Consider the following 12,420-nt stretch of genomic DNA (forward strand, 5'->3'; position numbering starts at 1 on the left):
CCCCACGGCGGCGGGATCACCGCATCAGGGCGTGCGGGGTGGTGTCGGCGACCGGGTCGTGGTGGACGCGGTCGGCGGGGACGCCGATGCCGGTCAGGTGCCAGGCCGTCGCCGTGACCATCGCGGGCGGGCCGCTGACGAAGGCGGTGTGGCCGCTGAAGTCCCCGTACGCGGCCACCGCCTCCACGACCGACCGGTGCTCGCCCGGGCCGTCGTCCAGCACGGGGACCACCCGCAGCCAGGGGCAGCGGTTCTCCAGGCGGGCCAGCGCCTGCGCGTCGTACAGGTCCCCGGAGGTGCGGGCGCCCAGGAACAGATGGGCGGAGCGGCCCGGCGGTCGCCGCGCGGCCAGGTCCTCCAGCAGCGCCTTCGCGGTCGCCCAGCCGGTGCCGCCCGCCACGATCAGCACGTCCCGCCCCAGGTCGTCGCCCAGGACGGTGGTGCCCTGGGCGGGGCCCAGCCGCAGGGTGTCGCCGACCCCGGTGTCGTTGACCAGCGCGTCGCTCACCCCGTCCGGCCCGGTGCGCCGGACGTGGAACTCCAGCTCCCCGTCCGGCCCCGGCGCGCCCGCCATGGAGTAGTGCCGCCAGGTCAGCGGCAGCAGCGGGGTCTGGAGCGTCGCGTACTGGCCGGCGCGGTACGGGTACGTGCCCGAGGGGCGTACGCGCAGCACGGCCAGGTCGGGGCGGCGCCGCTGGTGGTGGGTGACCGCGGCGCTCCAGTACGCCGGTTCGGCGATGGCCTCCTCGGCGCCGCGCACCATGCCCGCGGTCGCGAGCCGGATCATGCGCAGCCACGCGTCCGTGACGTCGTCGCCCAGCCTGCCCCCGGTGAACCGCTGGAGCGCCTCCAGCAGGGCGGCCTCGAAGACCTGGTAGTGGACGGGGAGCACCCCGAGCTTGCGGTGGTCGCGGCCGAGGCGGGTGCAGAAGGAGTCGACCTCGTCCGGGCGGTCCAGGTTCTCGATCAGGAACCAGAACGCCCGGCCCAGGTGGGCCCGCTGGAACTCCATCGACTCGGGGAACAGCTTCCGCAGGTACGGATGGCGCTCGAACATCGCGTCGTAGAGGTGGGCGATGAGCTGCTCGAAGGGGGTGACCTCCGTCAGATGGCGGATGATCAGTTCCCGGTCGGCGGCCCCGTCGTACGCCCCTGGGGCGGGCGCCGCGGTACGGCCGGAGGCGCGGGGCGGCGCCGCGGCCGGGGCGGGGCGCGCGGTGGGGGAGAGGAGCTGGTCGCGCAGGCGCATGGCCTCGCGGCGGGCGAGCAGGGCGTGGTAGTCGTTCACGGCCGCACCTCGTGCGCGCAGCCGCCGCACGTCCCGTGGACCGCGCACGCCGCGGCCCGCGCGGTGGACGCCCACGCCGTGGAGGGGTGTCTCCCGGCCCCGGCCCGCGCCCGGTGGTGCGGGAGCAGGGCCGGGTGGGAGGTGAGGGCGGCCGGCAGGAGCCGGACGGCACCCGTCCAGGGGCGGACCTGGACGAAGGAGGCCGCGGTTGCGGCCGCGGCCAGGGTGCAGACGGCTGGGGCGAGGAGGGCGGTGCGGGGCATCGTTGCTTCCTGTCGGCGGCTCGTGCGGGTCGTGCGTCGCGCCCGGTCCGCCGCGTGGTGCGCGTGCCGGAGGGCCGCTCGTGGCGGCGACGGCGGCCGATCGGACCGGAGGGCGCATCCGCATCACATCACCTCACGTCCCGGGGAAGGCACCGCCGAGCGGCCCCGGCAATGGGCCGAAAGGCCCTTCCCGAGGGCCCTGTCAGACCCTGGCGCGACCGGCGGCGGTGTGCGGCGCCCCCGAACGGGGTCCGCGTTCAGGGGCCTTCGGGCGCGGCGCCCCGCCACCCGGGCCGGTGCGCTGCCCATGGACAGAGCACCGCTACGAGCCCTTCGGCCGCAGCTCCCGCAGCCGCGCGTCCAGTTCGCGGCGGTGGAAGTCGATGAACCCGTCCGGGTCGGGGCCGGCGTTCTGCATGACCAGCCGGTCGAACCCGGCGTCGACGTACCGCTGCGCCATCTCCAGGTACCGCTTCGGGTCGTCGCCGCAGGCGAACGCGTCGAGGATGTCCTCCTCGCGGACGGTCGCCGTGGCGGCGTCGAAGTTCACCGGGTTCGGCAGCTCGCTCATCACCTTCCACCCCGTCACCGCCCACCGGGAGGTCTCCAGGGCCGCCCGCGCCGCCGTCCGCTCGTCGGGTGCCCACGCCATCGGCACCTCCGCGTAGCAGGCGCCGGCCCCGCCCGCCTCGCGGTAGCCCCGCACGATCTCCGGCTTCGGCTCCGTCGCGAACAGCGCGTCGCCCAGCTCGGCCGCCACCTTCGTCGAGGCCGGCCCGCTCGCCGCCACGGCGATCGGCGGCGGCTCCGGGGGCAGGTCGAAGACCCGGGCGTCCTCCAGCCGCAGGTGCTTCCCCTCGTACGAGCGGTACCCGCCGCTCCACAGCAGCCGGATGATCTCCAGGGCCTCGCGGAGCATCCCGTGCCGGGCGCCGACGGCCGGGTACCCCTCGCCCGTCACGTGCTCGTTGAGCCGCTCGCCCGAGCCGACGCCCAGCACGAACCGCCCCTCGGACAGCAGCGCCAGCGTCGCCGCGGCCTGCGCGATGATCGCCGGGTGGTAGCGCATCGTCGGGCATGTGACCCCGGTGGCCAGCCCGATCCGGCTGGTCCTCGCCGCGATCGTGCCGAGCACCGTCCAGGCGAAGGGGGAGTGGCCCTGGTTGTCCAGCCACGGGTGGAAGTGGTCGCTGATCTCGACGAAGTCGAACCCGGCCTCCTCGGCCAGGACCGCCTGCCGCACCAGCTCACCCGGCGCGTACGCCTCCGCCGCGAGTTTGTACCCGATCTCCATGCGTCACCCCTGAGCGTGAGAGCTGCATCCGGTCCGCGCAGAGGTACCCCGCACACCGGGCGCCTAACAGACCGGCCCCGCCGAACGGCGTACCGGGGGGCGCTCCGCCCCGGCGGGCCCTCAGATGGCGTACGGCCACGCCGTCACCATGTACGCGCCGTACCAGCAGCCGAAGAGCACCGCCCCCGCGAGCACGCCCGCGGCCGTACGGGGACGGGCCCCCGCCAGGGCGCGGGCGGCCGGCACCAGGAAGACGACGGCGGGCGCCAGCAGCCGCAGCTTGCAGTGGTAGTAGTTGGACTGCCCCACCGCCAGCACCACCATCGCCGTCCCGTACACGAGCAGCGGCGGCCACGCGCCCCGCCCCCAGGCCGCGGCGGTGGCACCCAGCACGGCGAGGACCAGCACGGCGGTGCTCACCGGCACCCAGCCCTCACCCCGCCGCAGCGTCTCGCCCAGGAACCGCGCGAACGCCGCCCCGTGATCCCACCGGGTGCCCCACCCGGCCTGCTGGATCCGGAACCAGGCGTCCACGCGGCCCAGCCGCGCCCCCACCCATGCCAGGTACGCGGGGGTCCCGGCGCAGGCCAGCACCACGGCGGCCACCGGACGGGCCGTCAGGCGACGGCTCCGCCACAGGTGCTGCGCGGCGGCGACCGCGACCGCCAGCGCCACGGCCAGCGCCGCCGGCCGGGTCAGCCCGCACAGCAGCGCCAGCCACCCGGCGGTCAGCCACGCCCGGCGGTGCAGCGCCAGCAGCGTGCCCGCGGCCAGCGCGAGGAAGAGGGACTCGCTGTACCCCATGAGGAAGGTCAGCGCCATCGGCTGCGCCCCCGCGAGCAGCGCGATCCCCGCCAGGGCCACCCGGTCCCCGTACAGCCGCGCCAGCAGGGCGTGGACGGCGAACAGCGCCGCCGCCAGCGCCAGATGGGCGGTGGCGATGGCCGCCGTCCCCGCGTCGAGCCCGGTCAGGGCGGCCAGGGCGCGGACGAGGAGCGGGTAGAGCGGGAAGAACGCCAGTTCGTTGCCGGTGAGTTCGCCGTCCGGGCCGTGGGTGAACCCCGCCGGGTAACCGTCCCGGGCTATGTCCACGAAGTGGCGCGCGTCCCACGCCAGCAGCCGCTCGCGCACCCCCGCTCCGTCCGGCGGGACCATCAGGGCGAGCACCACCAGGTGCAGCAGCGCGCTTCCCGCGTGGACGGCGCCCACCACCAGCACGGAGCGGGCGCGGCCGGCCGGACCGCGCCCGCCGGCGGCGCGGTGCGCTCCGGAGCCGGGCGCGGGGACCCGCCGCTGCCCCGGCGCCCGGCGGGAGCCCGGCGGGAGGGAGCCCTCCGGAGGGGCACAGGCCCCCGGTTCGGGGCCTTCGCCGGGGCGGGCGTCGCGGGGTGTGGCGAGGGTCGGCGGTGTGGTCGGCACCGGCATCGGCTCCTTCGGCGGGCCCTGCGCGGGCCCGGTGGGGAATGTGGTCGATGCCGGGGATACGCCCGGGCGGACGGCCCGGTTGACCGGTGAGACGCAGGTCACTCAGCCCGGAGCGGGGTACGAGGTGGACGCGGCGGGGGGCGGTCCCCCACCCGGCACGGAACCAGCGCCGTTCCCCCCGCTGCCGCTTCCGCTGCCGCTCCCGGCTCCGCTTACGTCCCCGGTACCGGTGGTCGCCGGGGCGGCGTCCGGCACCGTCCGCGACGGCGACGGCGCGGACACCGTGCCGGGCGGCCGGCTCGACACGAGGCCGGTCCGTGCCGGTTCGGTCCGTACCGGCTCGGTCGGCACGGCCCCCGGACGTGTCGCGGTGGGCGACGCGGCGGGTCCCGGCGACGCGGGCGGGGCGGGGCTCGGCGTACCCGCCCACACGGCGAGCGCCACGGCCGCGCCGCCGCACACCACCCCCGCCCCCGCGGCCAGCGCGCGGCGGCGCCGCAGTGCCCGGCCGCGGGCCCGGACGTCCTCCACCCCGGCGGGCCGGGAGGACTCGGCGGCGTGCCCGGCGGCGAGCCGCAGCGCCGCCGCCAGCCGGTCGTCGTGCTCAGACATCGCGCTCCTCCCCGGCGGGGACGTGGTCGTCCAGGTACCGGGCGAGTTTGGCCCGCGCCCGTGACAGGTGCGTCTTGACCGAGCCCGCCGACAGCCCCGTCTCGGCGGCGATCCGGTCGACGGTCAGGTCGCACACGTAGTACAGCGCCGCGCACTGCCGCTGCCGGGCGGGCATGCGCCGCAGGGCCGCGCCCAGGTCGACGGCGGCGGCATCCGGCGCGCCCGCGGTGGCCGGGTCGCCGCGCCGCCGCCACGCCCGCTGCCCGCGCACCACCCGCCGCCACCGGCTCACGGCCAGCCGCCAGGCCACCGTGCGCACCCACGCCTCCGGCCCGAGGTCCCGGTCGATCCGGTGCCGCCCGGCCCACGCGCGGGCGAACGCCTCCTGCACGACGTCCTGCGCCTCGTGGAAGTCGCCCGTCATCACGTAGAGCTGGCCGGTGAGCCGCCGTACCGCCTGCGCGTAGAACACGGCGAACTCCTCGTCGGTCACAGCGCCTCTCCTGCGGGTCCACGGCCGGGGCGCACGGGTGGGGCCCCCGCGCCAGGCTATCCAGCCCGCGGCGGCCGGCCGCACCGGCCTGCCCACCCGCCTCGACACCGGCCGCGCGCCGGCGCCCGCCCACCCGCCGCCGGGACGCCCCCGCGACACGGCCGCATCCGGGATGCATGACTCGGCGCGGGCGGGTTACCCGCAGTCGCGTGCCGAAGCGCGGCGAAAGCCCGCCGCACCGCCGTCACAGGAACCGAGGAGTGGATGATGAGCAAGGTGAAGGAGACCGTCGAGGTCGAGGTGCCGGTCCGCGCCGCCTACAACCAGTGGACCCAGTTCGAGGAGTTCCCGAACTTCATGGAGGGCGTCGAGGAGGTCCGTCAGGTCGACGACCGGCACAACCACTGGACGACGAAGATCGGCGGGGTCCGGCGCGAGTTCGACACCGAGATCATCGACCAGCTTCCCGACGAGCGCATCGCCTGGCGGACGGTGGGCGGCGAGACCCGGCAGAAGGGCGTGGTCAGCTTCCAGCGCCTGGACGAGACCCACACGCGGGTCGAGCTGGTGATGGACGTGGAGCCGAGCGGTGCCGCCGAGAAGGCCGCCGACATGACCGGCACCATCGACCGCCGCGTCAAGGGCGACATGCGCCGGTTCAAGGAGTACATCGAGTCGCGGGGCGCCGAGTCCGGCGCCTGGCGCGGCCGGATCCGGCCGGGCGACTGACCGGGGCGACCCGCCCCGGCGGCGCACCGCGCGTGAGCGCCGACCCGGGTTCGTGAGAGGGCGGAAGGGACCGCACGCCTGCGGTCCCTTCCGCCTTCGCGTACCCCGGCGCCTTCCCGCACCCCGGCGCCGCCGTTCGGCGTGGTCGGCCGGCTCGCCGGCTCCCGCCGTCCCTGCCGGCGGGAGCCGCACCTCGCCCCTCCCCGCTCCCGGCTCCCGGGCGCCCTCATCTGATGGTCCGTCAGGTGCCCGGCCGCTCGGTGAGAGGATGCGAGCCCGAGCGCCGCCGCGGAGGGGAAGAGGAGCCGCACGTGTACGCGATGCCCCTGGGTGACGACGGAGCGGAGATGTGCCCGCTCGAACCGGGCCACGCCGAGGAGTTCGCCGCCCACATCGACCGGGGCCGCGCCTTCATCGGGCGGTTCAACGCCCTGCCCGACCTGGTCGCCGACACCGAGGCGGCCCGCGCGTTCCTGCGCGCCTACGCGGAGAGGAGCGCGACCGGCACGGGGCGGATCGCCGGCATCCGCCTCGGTGGCACGCTCGTCGGCGCCGTCGTCCTGCGCCGGCTGGACGCCGCGCTGCGCACCGCCGAGGCGGGCTGCTGGCTGGAGCCCGCGGCGGTCGGCAGGGGACTGGTGACCCGAGCCGCGCGCGTACTGATCGACTGGGCGATCGAGGAGCACGGCGTCCACCGCGTCGAGTGGGTCGTCTCGTCGGGCAACGCCCCGAGCATCGCCGTCGCACGGCGCCTCGGCATGACCCGCGAGGCCGTGCTCCGGGGAAGCCACCTGCACCGGGGCGAGCGCCACGACGAGGAGGTCTGGGCCGTCCTCGCCCCCGAGTGGCGCGCCGCCCGCCCGGCCTCCTGAGCGCCCGGCCGCGCCGAGTGGCGCACATCACACGGCATGGTGGGATGGAAGCCGGTGACTTTCCCTCGACGCGGGGGTCTGCCCTCCCGTGGACCGCAATCGTGTGAACGTGAGGAGTGGGACGGCGATGCGCATCGCGATCAGTGAGTTCATCAGCCTCGACGGTGTGGTGCAGGCACCGGGCGGCCCCGAGGAGGACGTGGAAGGGGGCTTCGCCCACGGCGGCTGGACCCACCCGTTCTTCGACCCCGAGGTCGTCGGCGGCGCGTTCGACGAGGCCGTCGGCAAGGCCGACGCGCTGCTGTTCGGGCGCCGCACGTGGCAGACGATGGCCGGGGCGTGGCCGGAGCGGGCGGGCGATCCGTTCGCCGACCGGCTGAACGCACTGCCCAAGTACGTCGTCACCCGCACCCTCGGCGACTCGGACCTGACCTGGGCCAACACCACGCGCATCGCCGGTGACGACGCCGTCGCCCGGATCCGCGAGCTGCGCGCGGCCGAGGGCGGCGACCTCCTCGTCATGGGCAGCGCCGAACTGGCCCGCACCCTGCTGGCCGAGGACCTGGTGGACGAGCTGCGCCTGATGGTCATGCCGGTGATCCTCGGCGGCGGCAAGACCCTCTTCCCCGGCAACGGCCGCAAGCTCACGCTGGAACTGGCGTCCACGGCCACCAGTGGGACCGGTGCGCAGGTGTGCGTGTACCGACGCGCCGCCGAGGCGTAGCCGCCGCGCCGCGCCCGCGCCGCCCCGACCCGGGACCCGTGTCCCCGACCGGGACCCGTGCCGTGCCCGAGCCGGTGCCCGCCCTCGCGAGCGGCCCGGCCCGGGATGCGCCACGCCGGGCCGCCCCCGGCCGGGGAGCCACCCCCCGCCGCGGTGCGGCGCCCCCGGTCAGTCCGTGGCCGCGCCGCCCCCCGGCACGGCCGGCGCCGACCGGGCCACCCGGAACCCCACGTCGTCCACCCGGAAGGCCGGGTGGCTGCGGCGCCGCACCGACGCGCGGCAGCTCCAGTGCTCGTCGAACCAGCCGCCCCCGCGCAGCACCCGGTACGCGCCGTACACCTCGGCGTCGTACACGTCCCAGCACCACTCCCAGACGTTGCCGAGCATGTCGCGCAGCCCCCACGGATTGGCCGCCCGTCCGCCGACCGGGTGCGGCCGCCCGCCGGAGTTGCCCCGGTACCAGGCGACCTCGTCGAGCGGCCCGTACCGGGGCCCGGCCGTCCCGGCACGGCAGGCGTGCTCCCACTCGGCCTCGGTCGGCAGCCGGTACCCGTCGGCGCGCACGTCCCACTCGGCCCCGTCGCCCTCGTGCCGGCGGTACGCGGGCGTCAGCCCCTCGCGGACCGACAGGGCGTCGCAGAACCGCACCGCGTCCCCCCACGACACGCTCGCCACGGGCAGTCGCCCCTCCCCGCCGCCCGCGGGCCGCTCGCCGGTCACCCGCGCGTACCACTCCCGCGTGACGGGGACGCTCCCCAGCAGGTACGGGGCCACCTCGACCTCCCACGCGGTGCGCGTGCGACGGTCGGTCAGCGTCACCCGGCCTCCGGGTACGGCGGTCATCTCCTCGTCCGCGTAGTTCCTCACGATCACGAGCCTACCGTCGTCCCCGGCGTGGCCCGGACCGGCAACCGGCTTGCGGGGAAGGGGCGTTGCACGGCATCGTCACCCCCCGAAGCCGCGGCGGCGACCGCCGGCCGGCCGTCCGGCACCGCACGGCGGCCCGCGGGGGACCGCCGCGCCAACCAGCGCACCCCGAGGAGGGCCCGTGCCCGTCGCCGCCCCACCGCACCGCATCGCCCTGATCGGAGGGGGTTTCTCCCTCGACGACGACCGCGTGCTGGACGACTGGGCCCTCGGCCACGCCCGCTCGCCCCGTCCCGCCGTGTGCTTCCTGCCGACGGCGAGCGGCGACGCCGCCGTGTACGTCGACCGGTTCCTCGCCGCGTTCGGCGACCGCGCCGACTGCGTGCCGTCCGTGCTGCCGCTGTTCCGCAGGGAGCTGGACGACGACGCGCTGCGCGCCCACCTCCTGGCCCAGGACGTCGTCTACGTGGGCGGCGGCAACACCGCGAACCTGCTCGCCGTGTGGCGCGTCCACGGCGTCGACCGCCTGCTGCGCGAGGCGTACGGCCGCGGGACGCTGCTGTGCGGGATCAGCGCGGGAGCCAACTGCTGGGCGGAGGGCTCCCACACCGACTCCTTCGGGCCGCTGACCCACCTCGCGGACGGCCTCGGACTGCTCCCCGGCTCCGTGTGCCCGCACTACGACACCGAGCCGGGCCGCCGCCCCTCGTACCGCGCGGCGGTGGCGGCCGGGCACCTGCCGGGCGGCTGGGCGCTGGAGGACGGCGCGGCGGCCCTCTTCACGGACGGGGAGCTGACGGAGGCGGTGACCCGGGACCCCGGCACGGGCCTGTACCGCGTCGACCCGGACGGGCGGGGCGGCTGCACCGAGCGCCGGCTGCCGTGCCGCCTCCTGGAGGCACCCCCGCGGTGAGCGCCCGGGCGCCGGGCGGGGGCCGCGCGGGCGGTGGCCGCACCGGGCCGGGCGCGCGAGGGCCCATGGGGGCGAGACGGCGCCGGCGGGCCGCGGCGCGGCCGGGGGCGGGTCAGCGCGCCGGGGTGCCGCCCTCGAAGGCGGCGAAGTACGCCGCCGCCATGTCCTCGTGGCCGTGGCCGAGCGCGGAGGCGCGGGCCATGCGCTCCGCGACGGCGACCGCCCCGTCCAGGCGCACCCCCGCCTCCTGCGCGGCCTGCACGACCAGCCGGGCGTCCTTCGCGGCCGTGTCCACCGTGAAACCGGGCGGCAGCAGCCGGTCCTCCAGCAGCAGCGCCGCCTTCGTCCGCAGATAGCCCATGTCCAGCGGGCCGCCCCCGATCGCGTCGAAGAACCCGGCCGGATCCACGCCCAGCCCCTCGGCGAGGGCCAGGGTCTCGCCGGTCGCGTTGGTGACGGCGAGGACCCAGCTGTTCGCCACCAGCTTCAGGCGGGTGGCGCTGCCCTCCGCCCCGTCCTCGCCGGTCCAGATCGTGCGGGCGCCGACCGCGTCGAACACCGGTGCCACCGCGTCCCGGCCCTGAACCGGCCCGGCCGCCAGGACGACCAGCGTCCCCGCCTCGGCGGGCCCGCGCGTCCCCAGCACCGGCGCGTCGTAGAACACCAGTCCGTGCGCGCGGGCGAGCCCGGCCAGTTCGCCCACCGCGGCGAGCCCGGCGGTCGCCGACTGCGCCCACACGGCGCCGGACCGCAGGCCGGGCGCCGCCTGCCGCATCGCCTCCAGCACCGCCGCCCCGTCGTGCAGCACGGTCAGCACCGCGTCGGCGCCCCGCACCGCGTCGGCGGGGGAGTCCGCGACGTACGCGCCGGCCTCGGCGAGGGGCTCCGCCTTGGCGCGGGTGCGGTTCCAGACCCGGACGCGGTGCCCGGCCCGGGCGAGGTTGCGGGCCATCGCGGCCCCCATGATCCCGGTGCCGAGGACGCCCACGGTGACGGTGCCGGTCATGGCATCGGCCTTCCGCTCGTACGGACGGCGACACGGTGTCGCCCCCCGCTCACCGTACGTGAGTCCGCGAGTCCTCCGAGTCGTGGCCGTGCCGCCGTCCGGCGATCGGGGGACGGCGCCCACGCCGGGCCCGGGGGCGGCAGCCGCCGGTCGCGAGAGCGCGAAGGCCGGCGGCGCCCTCCGGACCCGGCGACGCGACGGCCCGGCGGCGCCGTCGGGACAGGCCGGCGCGCGGCCGGCGGAGAGGCCCGCCCCTCTGCCGCGCGGGGAGCCGCACCCATGAGTGTCACCGCCCCGACCTGCGGCGATACACCGAGAGTCATCCCGCGCCAGAGGGGTACGCGCCGCTTTGACCCGGTACGCACAGGAGGGTGATCCATGGACGAGACCGCGGCGGAACCGGCCCGTACGGCGGCGCCCGACGGCGTCACGGAGCTGCCGACCCTCGGCAGCCTCGCGGAGCTGGCCGATCTCGTGGAGCGGCACGGCCGCCTCTTCGTCCGCTGGTCGCGCAGCCCTGCCGAGGACCTGGAGACCGCCCGCAGCGCCGACCACCTGACCGGCATCCCCCTGCCCGGTGTGTCGGCGAACCCGCTGCAGATCGAGGGCTGGTGGGAGGACCGCCCGGTACGCCTCTGGGTGGCGCGCCGTCTGTACGACTACTGCCACCTGCGCCAGGAGCGCGACGGCGACGTCCGGCCCTGGGCGCTGCGCGGCCGCGAGGTGGCCCGCGGCCCGGACAACGAGCCGCTCCTGCGCGACGTGGAGCCGGTCTGCTGGATCGACCTGGCGGTGATCGAGGAGGCCGAGGAGGAGGTGGCGCGCCAGCGCCGCCCCTGGGGGCCCATGCGCCGCCATCCCTGACCGCGCCGGACTCCTGGGCGCCTCCACACCGGAGGGGCGCGGCCGCCTTCGCGCCCGCGCCCCTCCGGGCGTCAGGATGCCCGGCGCGTCCACCGCGCCGCGACCCCGCCGGACGCGCCGGACCTGACCGGCCCCCGGCCGGCGCCGACCGGACGCACCGGGACGGCCCCTCCCGGCCGTGCGCGGCGGTGTGCCTCAGCCGCCGAAGCGCGCCGGGTCCGGGCCGAGCCGCCGCCCCTCGTCGAGCGCCGCGAACGCCGCCATGTCCTCGGCGTCCAGCTCGAAGTCGAAGACGTCGATGTTCTCCCGGATCCGCGACGGCGTCACCGACTTCGGGATGACCACGTTGCCCAGCTGGAGGTGCCAGCGCAGCACCACCTGGGCCGGGGTGCGGCCGTGCTTGCGGGCGACGGCCGCGACGGCCGGCACCTCCAGCAGGCCGCGGCCCTGGCCGAGCGGCGACCACGCCTCGGTCGCGATGCCGTGCCGCGCGTGGAAGGCGCGCGCCTCGCCCTGCGCGAGCTGCGGGTGCAGCTCGATCTGGTTCACCGCCGGCACGGTGGACGTGGCGTCCGTCAGCCGCTCCAGGTGCTCCGGCAGGAAGTTGGACACGCCGATCGCGCGGGCTCGGCCGTCCGCCAGGATCTTCTCGAACGCCTTGTACGTGTCCACGTAGGTGTCCTGCGCCGGAACGGGCCAGTGGATCAGGTACAGGTCGACGTAGTCGAGGCCCAGGCGCTCCAGGGAGGCGTCGAAGGCGCGGAGGGTCGAGTCGTACCCCTGCTCGGTGTTCCACAGCTTGGTGGTGACGAACAGCTCCTCGCGGGGGAGTGCGGACGCCTTGAGGGCCTGCCCGGTGCCGCGCTCGTTCTCGTACACGGCGGCCGTGTCGATGCTGCGGTACCCGGCCTCCAGGGCGGTGCCCACCGCGTCCGCCGCCTCGGAGTCCGGCACCTGCCAGACACCGAAGCCGAGCTGCGGCATGGCGACGCCATTGTTCAGGGTCAGAGTGGGGACCTTGCTCACAGGCGGTCGATCCTTACGTCGTCGATGCGTATGCGTACTCCCGA

Annotated in this window: 14 protein-coding genes; 5 read left to right on the forward strand and 9 right to left on the reverse strand. The window is 76.7% G+C overall.

Annotated elements, in window-relative coordinates:
- Window positions 1-16: 16 nt before the first annotated feature.
- The 6 genes from CP974_RS28980 to CP974_RS29005 all read right to left on the reverse strand — a co-directional run bounded on the left by CP974_RS28980 (window position 17) and on the right by CP974_RS29005 (window position 5,375).
- A complete protein-coding gene (locus CP974_RS28980) occupies window positions 17-1,288 on the reverse strand; it encodes a globin domain-containing protein (protein WP_223844580.1) in 1,272 nt (423 codons plus the stop codon).
- Window positions 1,285-1,551 (reverse strand): hypothetical protein, encoded by a 267-nt coding sequence (locus tag CP974_RS28985; RefSeq protein ID WP_031132455.1) that lies wholly within the window; start codon window positions 1,549-1,551, stop codon window positions 1,285-1,287. The genes CP974_RS28980 and CP974_RS28985 overlap by 4 nt, the downstream gene beginning before the upstream one ends.
- Before the next feature lie 322 nt (window positions 1,552-1,873).
- A complete protein-coding gene (locus tag CP974_RS28990) occupies window positions 1,874-2,845 on the reverse strand; it encodes a TIGR03557 family F420-dependent LLM class oxidoreductase (protein ID WP_031132456.1) in 972 nt (323 codons plus the stop codon).
- Window positions 2,846-2,965: 120 nt separating this feature from the next.
- Entirely contained in the window at window positions 2,966-4,264 is a 1,299-nt protein-coding gene (locus CP974_RS28995; protein ID WP_223844579.1) for a hypothetical protein, read from the reverse strand.
- Between the two features lie 108 nt (window positions 4,265-4,372).
- On the reverse strand, window positions 4,373-4,882 hold the full coding sequence (locus CP974_RS29000) for a hypothetical protein (RefSeq protein ID WP_051839519.1): 510 nt from the start codon (window positions 4,880-4,882) through the stop codon (window positions 4,373-4,375).
- Complete coding sequence (locus CP974_RS29005) at window positions 4,875-5,375, reverse strand: SigE family RNA polymerase sigma factor (protein WP_031132462.1); 501 nt, start codon at window positions 5,373-5,375, stop codon at window positions 4,875-4,877. The genes CP974_RS29000 and CP974_RS29005 overlap by 8 nt, the downstream gene beginning before the upstream one ends.
- A 267-nt stretch (window positions 5,376-5,642) precedes the next feature.
- Between CP974_RS29005 and CP974_RS29010 the strand changes: the two genes are divergently transcribed.
- The 3 genes from CP974_RS29010 (at window position 5,643) to CP974_RS29020 (ending at window position 7,700) form a co-directional block, all read left to right on the forward strand.
- A complete protein-coding gene (locus CP974_RS29010) occupies window positions 5,643-6,104 on the forward strand; it encodes an SRPBCC family protein (protein WP_031132464.1) in 462 nt (153 codons plus the stop codon).
- A gap of 311 nt (window positions 6,105-6,415) precedes the next feature.
- Entirely contained in the window at window positions 6,416-6,976 is a 561-nt protein-coding gene (locus tag CP974_RS29015; RefSeq protein ID WP_031132466.1) for a GNAT family N-acetyltransferase, read from the forward strand.
- Window positions 6,977-7,103: 127 nt separating this feature from the next.
- The gene (locus CP974_RS29020) at window positions 7,104-7,700 is read left to right on the forward strand and encodes a dihydrofolate reductase family protein (protein ID WP_031132467.1); all 597 of its coding nucleotides are present in this window, start codon (window positions 7,104-7,106) and stop codon (window positions 7,698-7,700) included.
- 168 nt (window positions 7,701-7,868) lie between these two features.
- Here CP974_RS29020 and CP974_RS29025 read toward each other — a convergent pair whose 3' ends face one another.
- The gene (locus CP974_RS29025; protein ID WP_031132469.1) at window positions 7,869-8,543 is read right to left on the reverse strand and encodes a formylglycine-generating enzyme family protein; all 675 of its coding nucleotides are present in this window, start codon (window positions 8,541-8,543) and stop codon (window positions 7,869-7,871) included.
- A gap of 205 nt (window positions 8,544-8,748) precedes the next feature.
- Between CP974_RS29025 and CP974_RS29030 the strand changes: the two genes are divergently transcribed.
- Window positions 8,749-9,480 (forward strand): Type 1 glutamine amidotransferase-like domain-containing protein, encoded by a 732-nt coding sequence (locus tag CP974_RS29030; protein WP_051839521.1) that lies wholly within the window; start codon window positions 8,749-8,751, stop codon window positions 9,478-9,480.
- A gap of 112 nt (window positions 9,481-9,592) precedes the next feature.
- Here CP974_RS29030 and CP974_RS29035 read toward each other — a convergent pair whose 3' ends face one another.
- Entirely contained in the window at window positions 9,593-10,486 is an 894-nt protein-coding gene (locus CP974_RS29035) for an NAD(P)-dependent oxidoreductase (protein WP_031132473.1), read from the reverse strand.
- A gap of 378 nt (window positions 10,487-10,864) precedes the next feature.
- On the opposite strand from CP974_RS29035, the gene CP974_RS29040 reads away from it, so the two are divergent.
- Window positions 10,865-11,350: a DUF6098 family protein gene (locus CP974_RS29040; RefSeq protein WP_051839523.1), complete on the forward strand. Its 486-nt coding sequence runs from the start codon at window positions 10,865-10,867 to the stop codon at window positions 11,348-11,350.
- Between the two features lie 195 nt (window positions 11,351-11,545).
- Here CP974_RS29040 and CP974_RS29045 read toward each other — a convergent pair whose 3' ends face one another.
- Entirely contained in the window at window positions 11,546-12,376 is an 831-nt protein-coding gene (locus tag CP974_RS29045; RefSeq protein ID WP_031132476.1) for an aldo/keto reductase, read from the reverse strand.
- Window positions 12,377-12,420: the final 44 nt, after the last annotated feature.

It is taken from the genome of Streptomyces fradiae ATCC 10745 = DSM 40063 (assembly GCF_008704425.1).
Lineage (GTDB): Bacteria > Actinomycetota > Actinomycetes > Streptomycetales > Streptomycetaceae > Streptomyces > Streptomyces fradiae.